The 16,601-nt window shown below is 37.4% G+C and carries 10 protein-coding genes; 1 reads left to right on the top strand and 9 read right to left on the bottom strand.

Going from position 1 to position 16,601, the window contains the following annotated elements:
• Positions 1-5: 5 nt before the first annotated feature.
• The 3 genes from DCS95_RS03125 to DCS95_RS03115 all read right to left on the bottom strand — a co-directional run bounded on the left by DCS95_RS03125 (position 6) and on the right by DCS95_RS03115 (position 4,924).
• Complete coding sequence (locus tag DCS95_RS03125; protein ID WP_116769367.1) at positions 6-1,337, bottom strand: M28 family peptidase; 1,332 nt, start codon at positions 1,335-1,337, stop codon at positions 6-8.
• Positions 1,338-1,489: 152 nt separating this feature from the next.
• Positions 1,490-2,653: an MFS transporter gene (locus tag DCS95_RS03120; RefSeq protein ID WP_116769366.1), complete on the bottom strand. Its 1,164-nt coding sequence runs from the start codon at positions 2,651-2,653 to the stop codon at positions 1,490-1,492.
• A 57-nt stretch (positions 2,654-2,710) separates the two neighbouring features.
• Positions 2,711-4,924: a bifunctional alpha,alpha-trehalose-phosphate synthase (UDP-forming)/trehalose-phosphatase gene (locus DCS95_RS03115; RefSeq protein ID WP_116769365.1), complete on the bottom strand. Its 2,214-nt coding sequence runs from the start codon at positions 4,922-4,924 to the stop codon at positions 2,711-2,713.
• 103 nt (positions 4,925-5,027) lie between these two features.
• On the opposite strand from DCS95_RS03115, the gene DCS95_RS03110 reads away from it, so the two are divergent.
• Positions 5,028-6,830, top strand: coding sequence for a glycoside hydrolase family 15 protein (locus DCS95_RS03110; RefSeq protein ID WP_116769364.1), 1,803 nt, complete (start codon positions 5,028-5,030; stop codon positions 6,828-6,830).
• Here the strand turns inward: DCS95_RS03110 and DCS95_RS03105 are convergent, their stop codons facing one another.
• The 6 genes from DCS95_RS03105 to DCS95_RS03080 form a co-directional block, all read right to left on the bottom strand.
• Positions 6,831-8,255: a pyridoxal phosphate-dependent decarboxylase family protein gene (locus DCS95_RS03105; RefSeq protein ID WP_116769363.1), complete on the bottom strand. Its 1,425-nt coding sequence runs from the start codon at positions 8,253-8,255 to the stop codon at positions 6,831-6,833.
• Between the two features lie 100 nt (positions 8,256-8,355).
• On the bottom strand, positions 8,356-10,167 hold the full coding sequence (locus DCS95_RS03100) for an acyl-CoA dehydrogenase family protein (RefSeq protein WP_116769362.1): 1,812 nt from the start codon (positions 10,165-10,167) through the stop codon (positions 8,356-8,358).
• A 75-nt stretch (positions 10,168-10,242) separates the two neighbouring features.
• Positions 10,243-11,433, bottom strand: a complete 1,191-nt coding sequence (locus tag DCS95_RS03095) for an acetyl-CoA C-acyltransferase (RefSeq protein WP_116769361.1) — start codon at positions 11,431-11,433, stop codon at positions 10,243-10,245.
• A 103-nt stretch (positions 11,434-11,536) separates the two neighbouring features.
• A complete protein-coding gene (locus tag DCS95_RS03090) occupies positions 11,537-13,942 on the bottom strand; it encodes a 3-hydroxyacyl-CoA dehydrogenase/enoyl-CoA hydratase family protein (RefSeq protein WP_116769360.1) in 2,406 nt (801 codons plus the stop codon).
• Positions 13,943-13,974: 32 nt separating this feature from the next.
• On the bottom strand, positions 13,975-14,406 hold the full coding sequence (locus tag DCS95_RS03085; RefSeq protein WP_116769359.1) for a MarR family winged helix-turn-helix transcriptional regulator: 432 nt from the start codon (positions 14,404-14,406) through the stop codon (positions 13,975-13,977).
• Between the two features lie 256 nt (positions 14,407-14,662).
• Complete coding sequence (locus DCS95_RS03080) at positions 14,663-16,435, bottom strand: AMP-dependent synthetase/ligase (RefSeq protein WP_116769358.1); 1,773 nt, start codon at positions 16,433-16,435, stop codon at positions 14,663-14,665.
• Between the last annotated feature and the right edge of the window lie 166 nt (positions 16,436-16,601).

Genomic DNA, 16,601 nt, shown 5'->3' with positions numbered 1-16,601 from the left:
TGGTCTTATCTAAATATTCCATTTGGAAAAACAACTGGGCTCTCAAATCCGTCTTCACCAACAGCCGAGACTCCAAAGAAGTAATTATCAATAACAATGCCGTCCAGAACAAACTCGTTCATATCGCCTACATATCTACTATGGTCCCAAGTAGGGGAGGTGGTATCTCTCCAATATATTTTATAACCTTTTGCGCCATCTACCTTGCTCCATTGAAATTTGGCGGCAGGTTCAACAATACCGCCAATTTTAACCGTTTCAGGAGCTGGTGGCGCCCAGGCTATTGAGGCAAGATTAATAGCGTTAACTGCCGTTAATTTAGCGGCATATTTGAAATTTACATGCTCTAACACATCGCCATAGGCAATACCATCTTCCACACGAATATCTTGATGTTGTTGCGTATAGTTTTCATGAGCTTCCATGATACGAATTCCCGGAAAACCTGCATCATTAAAAGGTCTATGATGACCACCACGACCAAAACGATCTAAACGATAGATCATCATGGGGTTCATTTCTGGCATATACTGCTTTACGTTTTTATGAACATAGCGTGCCAATTGTCTAGAAACACCATCCACCTCACCACCGTAAAATCTTCGGGCTCTACGTTGCTCTTCGGTTTCAGTTGGGGGTACAGGTTCAGAAAAAATCCTAAAATCTACGTTGCTTATGGTGCCATCTACACCTTTAATATTTCCGATCATATCATTATTGAAAATACCAATGATTTCCCAACCTTGATCTATGGCATATTGTGCAATACCACCACCGCCAAAAAGACCCTGTTCCTCACCAGAAAGTCCCATATAAATAATACTATTCTCAAATTGATACTTAGAAAGTACTCGAGCAGCTTCCAAGGTACCTGCCATGCCACTGGCATTATCATTTGCACCAGGGGAATCATCTGTAAAATTAGTTGGGTCACTAACACGAGAATCTATATCACCGCTCATAATAATATAGCGATTAGGATATTTTGTTCCTTTTTGAATAGCAAGTACATTTACTACTTCTACATCTTTTACGATACGTTTATTAGCACCTTTTTTTACTAAATCTTTTTGAAAGAACACATTTAAACAATCGTTGCATTCGGATGATGTTTTTTCGAACTCTCTTTTAATCCATCTACGTGCAGCTCCAATACCTCTTGTGGTAGAAACGGTATCGCTTAATGTATGTCTAGTGCCAAAATTGGCAAGCTTGGTAACATCCTTTTCAATACGTTCGGCTGAAACGGCATCTATAATATCATAAATACGTTGATCGGTCTGTGCAGATATCGTAATGAATGAAGTTAGAAAGGAGAAGAGTAAAAGTTTTTTCATTTTAATTTTTTGATGAGTAAAGTTTGTTTGGGTAATCGGATTCTAAAATTAAGTAAAATATAGGGCTGATAATAATTTCATTTTGAAAAGTATATATGTATGCTGTAGCAAAATATATTTTGAATAGGTATTTTCATAGGGCTGTTCGATTATTAGACTTTCTTCTGAATTAAATAATATACTCCAATTAACGGTCCAATACCTAAGGTAATGAACAGTTGATCAATAGGAATGATCGCTTGAAGTGATCCTAGAAGCTGTATACTTAAAATGGTTATTGCATACCCAATACAATTTACCAGGGTCAAAGCAGTTCCTTTTAACTCAGGTGATACTGCCGATGCTACCAAATTGGAGAACTGAGGCGAATCTGCAGTAACTGCTATTCCCCATAAGCACCATCCCGCCAAAAAAAAGTATACGGGTAAGGAAAACAGTAATGGAGAAATAAAACAAAAGAATCCCGATGCTATCAAAGCCACCAAAGCTACTTTTTTACTACCTGCACGTTGGGAAAGAATACCGCCGTAGGCACAAGATAATCCGCCTAAGGCAATAACGATTCCCGTCCATAAAAATACCGAAATATCGTTGCCGGATTTCAGGGCAAACCACTGTATGGCAATTGGGGTAAACGCCCAAAAGGCATATAGTTCCCACATGTGTCCAAAATACCCAAATGCAGCTTTTTTAAAATAATAATTTTTGAAGAGTCTCGGTCCGGCATTTAATTGTAATGATGTACTTGCCACTCTGTAAGGACCGTTTGGGATGAGAAAAAATAAAAGAAAACCTCCCAACACCGTAATACCGGAGGTAAGTTTTATAACACTATCTGGATGACTGGCCCAAGTAGTATCCTTAATAAGAAACGGAAAAGCGGTGCCCAAAACCAAGGCGCCAACTAAAAATCCCAATGCTTTGCCCAGTCCCTTTTCATAATAATCTGCAGCAATTTTCATACCTACCGGATATATTCCCGCAAGAAAAAAACCCGTGCCGAATCTAGCCATTAATAAACCCGTGACATTTAATTGCGGAATAATTAGCAATAAATTGAATATAGCCGCAAAGCAAGCGCACACCATAAATACTTTTGAAGGGGAAAACCTATCGGCAATCATAAGAATGCCAAAAATCAATGTGCCTATTATGAAACCGAACTGTACAGATGATAAGACATAACTAACGATTTCGCCACCAAAATCTAGCTTTTTGGTCAATGATTCTATAATGGCATTACCTGCAAACCAAGTAGAGGTACAGGCAAACTGGGAAAGAATAATGATAGGGAGAATGTGCAGTTTTTGCTTCAATAGATGATGAGATTTAACCAGATTCTAAACCAAATATTTAGAATCTGGCTGATTGATCTATCTTTTGTCGGCAAAACGTTTCAAAATATCACGAACATTCTTTGTATTGTCCACAAAATATCTTGCTTGTGTTTTTTGGCGACCCACTTTAACGGTAATGGATTCTTCCGGTAACTCTTGAAACATAAATTCATCTGTCCAATCATCACCGATAGCGAAAACAAAATCGTATTCATGCTCTGTATATACACGCATAGAGGCTCTACCCTTGTTTACATTGCTGCTCTTAATTTCCATCACCTTATTTCCGTTTAATACACTAAGGTCATCGTTAGCGATCAAACTGGTCAACACCGTATTTAATTCTACAGAACGTTTTTGGCCAAAATCTGGATCGGTATTTCTATAATGCCATGCTAAAGAGTAATTCTTTTCCTCAATAAAACTACCGGGCGTTCGATCTACAAATGACTCAAGAACCGGTAATATTTTCTCCATCCAATCTTTTTTAACCGTTTCTAGCATTCTAAACTCCTCACCGCCCTGTGAGATCCAAACCCCATGCTCAACGATCATATTGTATTTTTTGGGTAAGAACCATTTTGTAAATGTCTCCTTGTCCCTTCCACTTATTAAATACATATCGGTATTGGGCTGAGAAGATATCTCGTCCAATAAATTATATAGTTCTTCATCTGGTGATGCTTTTTGTGGGTCGTTATGAAAGCCTGCCAAAGTACCGTCGTAATCTAAAAATACCAATCGTCGTTTCGCGTTGGTATAACTATTCATCACCGTATTCATAATATCTACCGATAATCTTCTAGATCTATACGTTTGATCTTTCTCTTTTTGGTTGACAAGCGAGTTCATGAAGTCATTGGCCCATTTTTCTACATTGTAGCGTTCCAATCTCTTCTGTAACAAGGTATTTCTAGAGATTTGTTCCTCTTCTGGCATATTGATGGCTTCAAAAAGAGAATCGGCTATTTGCTCAAAATTATTGGGGTTGATCAGCAATGATTCATTCATTTCATTTGCAGAACCTGCCATTTCACTAAGTATTAGTACCCCGGTTTTATCTGTTCTTGTAGCTATATATTCCTTGGCTACCAAATTCATACCATCTCTAATAGGTGTCAACCAGGCAATGTCAGAAGAGGTATAAAGGTCGATAAGGTTCTCAAAAGGCATTGATCTGTAGAAATACCATATCGGGGTCCAGCTTACGGTAGACAGTTCTCCGTTAATACGTCCTACCAATTCGTCTACTTCACGTTTCAACAATTGATATTGTGGTACGTTAGATCTAGACGGAACTGCAAGAATTATAAGTCTAACCTTTTCTTTGTACTGCGGATATTTCTTCAAAAAATATTCAAACGCATTCAAACGTTTGGCAATACCCTTGGTATAATCTAAACGGTCTATCGAAAGGAAAAACTTGGCATCTGGTGCAGATTTTTTATGCGTGTCCAGTCTTTTTTGTAATTCGGATTTTTCATCCTCGGTACGTTGAGAGTGTTCTTTTGCCGCGTCGCTAAATTTCTTATAGTCAATTCCCATAGGAAAGGAATCCACTTTTATCACTCTATCGTCTAAATAGATATCGTTAAAGCTAACCTCTAAGCCCAATAGCCTTCTTACAGAGCTTAAAAAGTGACGTTCGTAGTCGTATGTATGAAAACCGATTAAATCTGAGCCCAGCAGTCCTTGTAATACTTCACGCCTCCAAGGTAAGGTTCTAAAAATCTCGTACGATGGGAAAGGAATATGCAAAAAGAACCCAATGGAAATATCAGGTCTTTCAGCTCTTACCATTTGGGGTACTAACATTAATTGATAGTCATGGATCCAAATAGTATCTTCATTATCTGCCTTAGCAAGAATGGCATCGGCAAATTTTTGATTTACTGCTTTATAAATTTCCCAGCTATCCAATTCAAATTCAGAATACTCTAAAAAGTAATGAAACAATGGCCATACGGTTCTATTACTAAATCCGTAATAAAAACCATCTACTTCTTTCTCTGTTAAATTAACCTTAGATGAACCGTGTTCCGCTAAGGCACTATCTATTTTTGGAATTAGTTCTTCGGGTATTTCCTCATCTGTCAATCCGCTCCAACCAATCCATAAGCTATCACCTCCAGAGTGAACAGATTTCATTCCGGTAGCCAGTCCACCTACACTTGGTATCGCAGAAATGTCGCCATTGCTAATTTGTAATTGTACAGGTAGTCTATTTGAGATAATGATAGTTTTCGCCATAAAAGAGGATTTTTTGCTTCTTCTTGATAATTATTTCTCTAAATTTCGGGAAAAAGGAGGGCAATACCAATTGAAACCTCAAATGAATCAAGAATTTTATTGAATGGATAATTTAGACTACGGAATAATAGGAAATTGCAGAAGTGCAGCATTAATTTCAAAGACAGGAAGTATAGATTGGTGCTGTTTGCCAGAATTTGATAGTCCGTCTGTATTTGCCAAGTTATTGGATGAAAATATAGGAGGAAGTTTTGAAATAAAGGTGAATGACAGCTATGAGATTACCCAAAGTTATGAGAGGTACACCAATATTTTAATTACCTCGTTTAAATCTGGTGACGACCATTTTGAAATTCATGATTTCATGCCTAGATATCGAAAATTGGATGGTAGTCATCATGCTCCGCCAGAATTGATCAGATTTTTTAAACATATATCCGGTAAACCAAGTTTTTCGGTTTTGTATGATCCAAGACTGGAGTATGCAATGGGTAAGACCGAAACCTACATCAAAAAAGATTTCATAGCCAGTTTAACCTACGATGTTAAGTTCGATACAGTATTCTTATATACTTCTTTTGATAAAGAAACTATTGTCAATAGTGTTGAATTGGAGCTGGTACAAGATGAATTCATGCTTATGGGCTACAATGAAAAGTTGTTGCTGCCAACCACTCAGAGAGCTTATGTAGATCTTCAGAATACTAAGGTATATTGGTTGAACTGGACCGACTTAACCCCAACCTATAAGAAGTTTAACGATGAAATATCTAGAAGTGCTTTGACCTTAAAGCTATTGAGCTATGATAAGACCGGTGCCGTTTTAGCTGCAGCTACAACTTCTTTACCAGAAACCATTGGAGAAGTTCGTAATTGGGATTATCGTTTCTGTTGGATCAGAGATGCTTCTATGGTTATAAAGGTGGTATCAGAATTGGGGCATAAGAATGTTGCAAGAAGATATTTACAGTTCATTATAGACCTGATACCCGATAAGGCAGAGAAACTACAGATCATGTACGGTATCAATAAAGAGAAAAAACTGACCGAAGAAACCCTAGAGCATTTGGCTGGTTATAAAGGTTCAAAGCCGGTTCGTATAGGTAATGCGGCTTATCACCAAAAGCAAAATGACATTTATGGTATTCTGATGGATGTGATTTATGAACAAATGGTAAAGTTCAGTGTTGATATTGAAAATGGAGAAGATTTATGGGCCATTACAAAAGGTATCGTTTGGATTGTAAGTAATAATTGGAAGGATGCCGATAAGGGTATTTGGGAATTCCGTACAGAAGACAGGCACTTTACATTTTCAAAAGTACTTTGTTGGACGGCATTGGACCGAGCGATCAAAGTAGCCGAAATGTTAGGAAAGCAACATAAAATAGATAAATGGGAACCAATAAGAGCAGAGATTTGGCAAGATATCTATGATAACGCTTGGAACGAAGAAGTTGGTGCATATACCCAATCGTACGGTTCTAAAGACTTGGATGCTTCCGTTTTATTGATGGAGTCTTATGGTTGTGTTGAAGCCAAAGATGAAAGATATATAAAGACCGTTAATGCCATTGGTAAGGAATTAAGTAATGACGGATTGCTTTATAGATATAAAAATGAGGATGACTTTGGTTTACCTTCTTCCTCGTTTACCGTATGTACATTCTGGTACATCAATAGCCTATTTAAAATAGGAGAAGAGAAAAAAGCACTGGAATATTTTGAGAGGTTATTAGGTTACAGTAATCATTTAGGTCTGTTCAGTGAAGATATTGATTTTAAGACAAAAAGGTTATTGGGTAACTTCCCTCAAGCTTATTCCCATTTAGCTTTAATAGAGTGTGCTATTAATTTCTCAAAGAAAGAAAGCGAAGACAAAATGTTAGAATCGTTGAGAGAATAATCAATGTAAAGCTAAAGCCTTTATTTTACTGATTAAGGCTTTAAAATGTTCTTCTGTTGTAAACGGATTCATGACGGTTATGCGCAAGAAATGAACATTTTTTAATTTCGTTTGTACAATATAAAATTCGCCATCTTCTAAAAGTTGCTGGCGAATTTTTATGTTTACTCCATTCTGCTCATCAATATTTAAGTTAGGTAGAACATACCTAAAGCATACAATATTGGACATAGGGCGTAACGCCAATTCAAAATTAGGTTCAACTTCAATAATATCTGCGAACAAAGACCCTAAATCGTAAAGTAGTGTAACATTGGCATCAAAAACTTCTTCACCATATAATTTTAGTAGTGTAAACCAATGTATTGCCATCATGTTTTTGGTGCATTCAAAAGTCCGTTTGCCAGAATTGTACCAATCTTCATGTTCCGAATCGCTCAACAAGTAATCTGCTTTTTGACTGAACGTAGCCTTGGCATTGTTTTCATCCTTAAAGAGTAGGGCAGTGGTCAATGCAGGCATCATCATCATTTTATGACCGTCAATAACTACTGAATCGGCATGTTGAATGCCGTTTAAGGTATGTCTGTATTTTTTAGAGAAAATACCGGCACCGCCATGGGCACCATCAACGTGGAACCAAATATTATGTTCTTTGGCGAATTTAGCAATGTATTCAAGATCATCAAAAATACCGGTGGCTGTTGACGGTGCGCTACCAATTATGGCAAAAACCTCAATTCCCTTTTGTTGAGCTTCTTTTAACTTCGAGTCCAATAAATCGGTATTTATATTGTATTCATTGGTGACAGGAACTTTTATAATGCCTTGATCGCCCAATCCCATTATTCTGGCAGCACGATCTACACAGTAATGGGCTTCTTCACTAACCATAATTCCTAACTGGTTTTGACTTCCATCTCTCCACACGTTCTTTTTTGAGACAGCTTTTCTTGCGCTTAATAATGCGGTAAGATTTGCCAGAGTACCACCTGAGGTTAAAAACCCACCGGCATTATCATTAAATCCAATTTTATCACATATTAATTCTACAATTATGCGTTCAATGGCATTGGATGACATACCCATTTCATAGACTGCGGTTCCATTGTTTAAAAGGGAGCTCAATAAACTTGTTAGTGCAGTAATAGGCGCTGGCGGACTCACTTGATGACCAAGGTAATTGGGGTGATGTATATGAGTGGTACGCTGGTTTATTTCTTGAAACAAATTTTTGCTATCACCATTTTCAAGAAAATCTTTCCAAAATTGTAATTCATTCGCAGGATTGTTCCATTGAATGGTATTACGTGAATTTCCATTCAACTTATCCTCTAAATGACTGGTCAACTGGTCAATAAGTTCGTGACCATTGGCATTAAAATTCGAGGTATTGTAAACTTGTTCAAGTAATTTTTTATGCATGGTCTAAAAGTAGTCGCAATAAGAATGTTTACCAAACAAAAAAACCGCCCCAATGGGGCGGTTTAACATTCAAGTTACCAAACAACAAAAGTAATCTGAATTAGTCAAAGGTGTACCCGTTATCTGCAGCTACTTTATCCGCAATTTGCGTACGTAGTGCAACTACATTTGGGTAATTTGTATATTTCGTAAAACGTTTAAGTCCCATTAACATCATTCTTTGCTCATCACCTTCGGCGAAAGAAACTATAGCTTCTTTACCTTTCTTAATGATAGTTTCGGTAGCATTGTACAAATATAACTTAGACATGGCAATTTGAGTAGCCTGAGCTTCTTCGCCATAACGTTTTGCATTTTTTTCTGTACGTAACAAAGCAGATTCTGCCATGTATACTTCAATAAGAATATCGGAAGCAGCAAGCATTAACTGCTGGTGCTTTTCCAATTCTGGACCAAATTTTTGTACTGCAGATCCAGCGACCATTAAGAATACCTTTTTAAGTCTCTTCAAGATATCTTTTTCCTCAGCAAATAGTTCAGAGAAATCAGGAGTGTCGAAAGAAGGAATACCCATTAGCTCTTCGCCAACTGCAGTTGCCGGTCCTAAAAGATCTACATGACCTTTCATTGCTTTCTTAACAAGCATACCCACCGCCAACATTCTGTTGATTTCGTTAGTACCTTCATAAATACGTGCAATTCGAGCATCTCTCCAAGCAGATTCCATAGGTGTATCTGCACTAAAGCCCATACCTCCAAAAATTTGGACACCTTCATCTGCCGTATGTTGTACATCTTCCGAAACCGCTACCTTTAAAATAGAACATTCTATTGCGTATTCTTCAACTCCTTTAAGTTCAGCTTCTTGGTGAGAATTACCTTCGCTTTCACGTATTGCAATTCTATCTTCAATATTTTTTGCGGCACGGTAGCAAGCAGATTCACCTACGTAAGCGTTGGTTGTCATATCTGCCAATTTAGCTTTTATAGCTCCAAAATTAACGATCGGAGTTTTGAACTGAATTCTTTCGTTGGCGTAATTTACCGCCTCATTGATTACTCTTCTTTGAGCTTCTAAACAAGCTGCAGCTAATTTTATACGACCAACGTTCAACGCATTCATCGCAATTTTAAAGCCATTTCCTCTTGTAGAAAGCATATTTTCAACAGAAACCTTGGTTTCATTAAAAAATACTTGGCGGGTAGAAGAGGAGTGAATACCTAATTTCTTTTCCTCATCACCTAAGGTAATACCATTGCTGGGGTCATTTTCTACGATAAACCCAGTAATGTTCTTGTCATCTTCAATACGTGCGAACACGATAAACAAGTTACAGAAACCAGCGTTTGATATCCACATTTTCTGACCGGTAATGCTGTAAGTTTTTCCATCTTCGGAAAGAACAGCTTTAGTTTTACCTGAATTTGCATCAGACCCTGCACCTGGTTCTGTAAGGCAATAAGCACCAAACCATTCGCCTGAGGCTAATTTTGGAACATATTTTTGCTTTTGTTCTTCTGTGCCATATAAAGTTATTGGCATAGTACCAATACCTGTATGAGCACCAAATGCCGTACTAAAAGAACCAGTTGCACCAGAAATGTAATCACATACCAACATGGTAGAAACAAATCCCATGCCCATACCACCGTAAGATTCTGGAACAGCTACGCTCAATAAACCTAATTCACCGGCTTTGCGCATGGTTTCTTCGGTATATGCGTAATCTTTTTTCTCAAAACGTTCCCAGTGTGCCCATAATTCTCGATCAACGAATTCTTTGGTGCTTTCACGCATCATTCGTTGTTCTTCGTTCAAATCTTCCAAAGTGAAAATATCATCACAGTTGGTCTCCTTAACAAGGAATTGTCCTCCTCTAAGAATGTCTTTATCCGATGTTTCTGTACTCATGTTGTTAATTGTATTTAGTATAAAGTATTTGGTAATAAGTATTAAGTAAATACCTGATGCCAAATAATAAGTTTGTTATTTTAAAAATTCGAATATGCCGGCAGCACCTTGTCCCGTTCCTACACACATGGTAACCATACCATATTGACCCTGCATATTTCTTTTACGCATTTCATCAAAAAGTTGAACCGATAACTTAGCTCCTGTACAACCTAATGGGTGACCTAATGCTATAGCTCCTCCGTTTACATTAACTATATCTTGATTCAAGCCCAATTCTCTGATGACCGCTAAGGATTGAGAAGCAAAAGCTTCGTTCAATTCGATCAACTTTATATCATCTTGTTTTAAACCAGCTTGTTTTAGTGCTTTTGGCACAGCAGCTACAGGTCCTATACCCATTATTCTTGGCGGTACACCTGCTGCGGCATAATTTACAAGACGCGCAATAGGCTCAAGATTCAATTCTTTTACCATTTCTTCGCTCATTACCATTACAAAAGCGGCACCATCACTCATTTGTGAAGAGTTACCTGCTGTAACACTACCACCTGCGGCAAAAACCGGTCTAAGTTTGTTCAATATAGCGGTTGAAGTACCGGCTCTAGGTCCTTCATCTTTGGTTACCGTATATTTTTTAGTAGCCTTTTTACCATCAGCTCCAACATAGGTTTCTTCAACCTCTATTGGTACTATTTGATCTTGAAATCTATCTTCTGCCTGGGCACGAAGAGCTTTCATATGAGAGTTATAGGCAAATTCATCTTGATCTTCTCGAGAAACTTTGTACTCATTTGCAACGGCCTCTGCGGTATTTCCCATACCCCAGTAATAGTCTTCATGGCCCGCCTTGACTACATCATAATTCAATTCTGTCTTATAACCTGTCATAGGTACTGAACTCATGCTCTCGGCACCACCGGCAATAATACAATCTGCCATACCTGACTGAATTTTGGCAGTAGCAATACCGATTGTTTCGATACCCGACGAACAAAATCTATTTACGGTAACTCCGGGAACATCAACGATATCCAATCCCATTAGCGAAATTAAACGTGCCATGTTCAAACCTTGAGAACCCTCGGGCATCGCATTACCAACAATTACATCGTCAATTCGTTTTTTATCTAAGTTTGGCAATTCTTTCATCATATACTCGATGGTTTCGGCTGCCAATTCATCGGTACGTTTAAAGCGAAAGACCCCTTTAGGTGCTTTACCTACCGCTGTTCTATAACCTTTAACTATATATGCTGTTTTCATTTTTTAATCTTGCTTTTAGCTGTCAGCTTTTTGCTGCTAGCATTATTTGTTGTTAAAATAAGATTGCCACTAATTATAAGCTTATGGCATATAGCTGCGTAAATTAATTACGTAACGGTTTTCCAGTTTTCAACATATGCTGAATTCGTTCTAAAGTTTTTCTTTCTGTACAAAGCGAAAGGAAAGCTTCTCTTTCTAGGTCTAACAAGTATTGCTCATTTACCAATGTCGGTTCGGATAAATCGCCCCCCGCCATTACATAGGCCAGTTTATTTGCAATTTTCTTATCGTGCTCACTAATGTAGTGGCTGGCCTCCATAGAATCTGTTCCTACTAAGAACATACCCAATGCCTGTTTCCCTAAAACTTTAATATCTGAACGTTTCGGTGGTTGCGTATAACCTTGTTCGGCCATCAATTTCGCATAGGCTTTGGCCGTTGCAATTTGTCTGTCTTTATTAACTACAACAATATCTTTACCATGTTGCAATATGCCTAAATCATAAGCTTCATAGGCAGAAGTAGAAACCTTGGCCATACCTATTGTCAAGAAATACTCTTGAAGAACATTCAGCTCAACATCGTTCTTTTTGAAGGTATCTTGTGCGCGAACGGCAAATTCTTTAGATCCGCCACCGCCAGGAATTACCCCAACACCAAATTCTACAAGTCCGATATATGTTTCAGCGGCTGCAACTACCATATCTGCATGTAAAGAAAGCTCACAACCACCACCCAATGTCATGCCATGAGGAGCAGAAATTGTTGGTATCGCAGAGTAGCGCATACGCATCATAGTATCTTGAAACATTTTAATGGCCATATTAAGCTCATCATATTCCTGCTCAACGGCCATCATGAAGATCATACCAATGTTTGCTCCTACAGAGAAGTTCGCAGCTTGGTTACCCACAACCAATCCTTGGAAATCTTTCTCTGCCATATCAATTGCTTTGTTCAAGCCAGATAAAACATCGCCACCAATGGTATTCATTTTGGATTGGAACTCAACATTTAATATTCCGTCACCTAAATCTTCAACAACAACACCGCTGTTTTTAAATACCTCATTAGATTTTCTGATATTGTCAAGTATGATAAAAGAATCTTGACCAGGTATTTTTTCTACTGATTTTTTAGGGATATCATAATAATATGTAGCCCCTTCTTTAACTGCGTAGAAAGAATTTATTCCCGCGGCTTTCATATCATGAACCCAAGCAGCGGCTTCAAGACCTTCTGCTTTAATAAACTCCAATCCTTTATCAATGCCTACGGCATCCCAAATTTGAAATGGTCCATGTTCCCAACCAAAACCGGCTTTCATAGCATCATCAATTTTATAAAGCTCATCGGTAATTTCAGGGATTCTGTGAGATACATAGGCAAATAACTGTCCGAAACTTTTTCTGTAAAATTCTCCAGCTTTATCCTTTCCGCCAACAAGTACGGCAAAGCGATCAACTACTTTATCTATTGTCTTGGTCAATTCTAAAGTTGCAAATTTTGCACTCTTTTTAGAACGATAATCCATCGTATCCAAATCAAGGGTCAAAATTTCGGTTTTACCTTTATCATCTTTAGATTTTTTATAAAAACCTTGTCCCGTTTTGCTTCCTAACCATTTATTGTCCATCATTGTACTGATGAATTCAGGCAGTTTAAACAGTTCATGGCGCTCATCATCGGCACAATTATCATAAATACCGTTAGCAACATGTACAAGAGTATCTAAACCTACAACATCAACAGTTCTAAAAGTGGCCGACTTTGGTCTACCTATTACAGGACCGGTCAATTTATCTACTTCCTCCACGGTCATACCCATTTCCTTTACCATATGGAAAAGACTTTGAATACTGAATATTCCAATTCTATTTCCTATAAATGCAGGGGTGTCTTTAGCAACAACAGATGTTTTGCCCAAGAATTTTTCACCATACCCATTCAAGAAATCCAATACTTCATGCGAAGTTTTAGGACCAGGAATAATTTCAAAAAGTTTTAAATAACGTGCAGGGTTGAAAAAGTGAGTGCCACAAAAGTGTTTTTGAAAGTCATCACTTCTACCTTCTGACATAAATTTAATAGGAATACCGGAAGTGTTGGAGGTAATTAAAGTACCGGGAGTACGGTATTTCTCTAAATTTTCAAAGACCTGTTTTTTTATGTCCAATCGCTCAACAACTACTTCGATAATCCAATCTACCTTAGATACTTTAGCGATATCGTCTTCTAAATTTCCAGTCGATATGCGACTAGCAAATTTTTGATGGTAAATAGGAGATGGTTTTGATTTTAGCGCTGCCGCTAATGAATCGTTCACCATTCTATTACGTACTACTTTGTCTTCTAATGTTAAGCCTTTCGCTTTTTCTTTATCATTTAGTTCACGAGGAACAATATCTAGCAATAAAACCTCTACGCCAATATTTGCAAAATGGCAGGCAATACCGCTACCCATTATTCCTGAGCCAATTACTGCTACTTTTTTAATGTGCTTGTTCATGTACTTTATGCTGTATTAATTGATAAGTTGAATTAAAATAATTTTTTGTCTGCAATAAGCTTGTTAATGGCTTCGGTAACTTCAAAAAAATTAGCAAGCTTTTCATCTGTCACTTCACTTTTAACCACTTCATTGAACCTAAGAACCGTGTTTTTTGAATCGTTTCTTTTTTCCAACCCAAATTCAGTCAAATAAATAAGAACGCCTCTACCATCGTTAGGGTTCGGCTTTCGTAAAATGAGACCTTTTTGCTCCATACTTTTTAAAATTCTGGAGAGGCTCGTCGCTTCCATTCCCATCTTCGGACCAAGGGAAGTAGAAGGAGTACCCGTTTTTGGGTCTATGCTCAATAAAGTAAAGCCAACTGCCATAGTAGAATCAAACTTCTTTGCTTCTTCATTATACATTCTTGCTACCGCTTGCCAAGTAGCTCTCAACGCATAATCTATCGTTGCTTCTTTCATACTCATTTAGTTGGTTCCCAAATATAATAAAATTTATTATGCATGCATAATAAATTTTATTATATTTTATTTAAATGAATCTTACTAAAGTAATTTAAGGTAGCATCTTTTATATGTTGCTGTTGAGTTGGTTATAGCTTAAACCGCTGGTCAATTCTTTATACTGCTAATTGGTAAAAAGCAAAACACCCAACTAAAATATTATCATTATTTAGTTGGGTGTCATAGCTATAAGTTGAACTGTTATCTTAATTTATTATCGCTCGTAGATATCATTGTAAAGGGAAATATATTTTTCCTTGATAACTTTTCTTTTCAGTTTCATGGTTGGGGTCAAATGACCACCATCAATACTCCAAACATCTGGGGTAAGTCTAAACTGTTTTACTTTTTCCCATTTAGCAAATTTCTCATTGGCTTCATCAATTTCTTGCTGATAACGAGCCAATACTTTTTCGTTTTTTATGATATCGGAATTTACGGGTATATCAATTTTATGTATCGCCGCCCATTCCTGCAAAAATTCAAAATCTGGTTGTATAAGGGCAGCAGGCATTTTTTCACCTTCACCAACTACCATTATCTGCTCTATAAATCTAGATTGTTTAAAACGATTCTCTAACAATTGAGGAGCAACATACTTACCACCCGAAGTTTTGAACATTTCTTTTTTACGATCAGTAATTTTAAGGAAGCCTTCACTATCAAGTTCGCCAATATCTCCTGTTAAAAAATAACCGTCAACAATTACTTCTTTGGTTTTTTTCTCATCTTTATAATAGCCCAGCATTACTTGTGGACCTTTAATACAGATTTCTCCGTCTTGCGCAATCTTAACCTCGGTACGGTCAATGGGTTTGCCGACTGTGCCAATTTTAAATCCGCCATCGCGCATATCATTTACCGAAACTACAGGTGATGTTTCAGATAAACCGTAACCTTCCATTAAACCAAATTCCGCCGCATTGAAAATTCTTGATAATCTTGGTTGTAAAGCGGCACTACCTGAAGCTATTAAACTAAGGTTGCCACCCAAGCCTTCTTTCCATTTACTAAAAATAAGTTTTCGGGCTATGGAAAGCTGAGTTTCATACCACCAACCATTTTTACCGTATGGTTCATATTTTAAACCAAGTTCCACTGCCCAGAAAAATAATTTCTTTTTTAAACCGGTAAGTTCTGTTCCTTTGGCATAAATTTTATCGTAAACTTTTTCTAAAAGTCTTGGTACCGCTGTCATCACATGCGGACTCGTTTCTTTTAAGTTGTCGCTAATTTTATCCAGTGATTCTGCATAGTATATGGTAACACCTCTAAATTGATACAGGTAAATTAGCATTCGCTCATAAACATGGCAAAGAGGTAAAAAGCTTAACGCCTTGGTTTCACCGTCAACTATTGGAAAACGTTTAGAACTTTCAATTGCATTACTAACCAGGTTGTTGTGAGATAGCATAACACCTTTAGGTCTTCCGGTAGTACCAGAAGTATAGATAAGTGTCGCCAAATCTTCTGGAGTAACTTCATTCTTTAATTTTTCAACCTCCTCTTGGTTAGCGGTATCGGCACCAAGCTCCAATACTTTTTCCCAATTGTCGCAATTGGAAAGATCGTCAAAAGAAAAAATGTTCTGTAGGCTCGGCACCTGGTCCTTTATTGAAACTACTTTATCATGTACTTCTCCACAAGAGACAAAACAGTATTTAGCTTCGGAGTGATTTAAAACATAGGCATAATCCTCTTCCGAAATGGTAGGGTAAACCGGTACATTCTGGGCACCTAATTGTAATATACCGATATCCATGATATTCCACTCAGTTCTGTTCGTGAGCGAAATAACCGCAATTTTATCATTGGGCTGCACGCCTAGTCGTAATAAGCCACGGCTAATAGCATTTGCTTTGTTGATATATTCTTGTGTAGATGTACTAATCCACGTTCCATTTTTTTTTGACACCAAAGCCTTTTTCAAGGCATGCTTTTCTAGCTGATAATATGGAAAGTCAAAAAGACGGGTAACTTTTTGCATACTTAATTTATAATAAGAATTGCAAAATAGTGAAAGAACTCGATATTTTAAAATTGTATTATTAAATAAATCAGCTTCTTATTACAATATTCTTAATTCGAGTAGTTTAGGTGGTATTGTATCGATTTTTGCCATTCGACCACAATAAATTGTTATTGAGCGTGTT

It is taken from the genome of Maribacter litoralis (assembly GCF_003075045.1).
Lineage (GTDB): Bacteria > Bacteroidota > Bacteroidia > Flavobacteriales > Flavobacteriaceae > Maribacter > Maribacter litoralis.
The sequence above is the reverse complement of the archived record's forward strand: the minus strand, read 5'-3'. Positions and strand labels throughout refer to the sequence as shown.

Excerpts from the sequence above, each read along its gene's own strand:
- DCS95_RS03085 (WP_116769359.1), bottom strand. The coding sequence starts at position 14,406 with ATGAAAGAAGCAACGATAGATTATGCGTTGAGAGCTACTTGGCAAGCG.
- DCS95_RS03095 (WP_116769361.1), bottom strand. The coding sequence starts at position 11,433 with ATGAAAACAGCATATATAGTTAAAGGTTATAGAACAGCGGTAGGTAAA.
- DCS95_RS03100 (WP_116769362.1), bottom strand. The coding sequence starts at position 10,167 with ATGAGTACAGAAACATCGGATAAAGACATTCTTAGAGGAGGACAATTC.
- DCS95_RS03115 (WP_116769365.1), bottom strand. The coding sequence starts at position 4,924 with ATGGCGAAAACTATCATTATCTCAAATAGACTACCTGTACAATTACAA.
- DCS95_RS03110 (WP_116769364.1), top strand. The coding sequence starts at position 5,028 with ATGGATAATTTAGACTACGGAATAATAGGAAATTGCAGAAGTGCAGCA.
- DCS95_RS03080 (WP_116769358.1), bottom strand. The coding sequence starts at position 16,435 with ATGCAAAAAGTTACCCGTCTTTTTGACTTTCCATATTATCAGCTAGAA.
- DCS95_RS03090 (WP_116769360.1), bottom strand. The coding sequence starts at position 13,942 with ATGAACAAGCACATTAAAAAAGTAGCAGTAATTGGCTCAGGAATAATG.
- DCS95_RS03105 (WP_116769363.1), bottom strand. The coding sequence starts at position 8,255 with ATGCATAAAAAATTACTTGAACAAGTTTACAATACCTCGAATTTTAAT.
- DCS95_RS03125 (WP_116769367.1), bottom strand. The coding sequence starts at position 1,337 with ATGAAAAAACTTTTACTCTTCTCCTTTCTAACTTCATTCATTACGATA.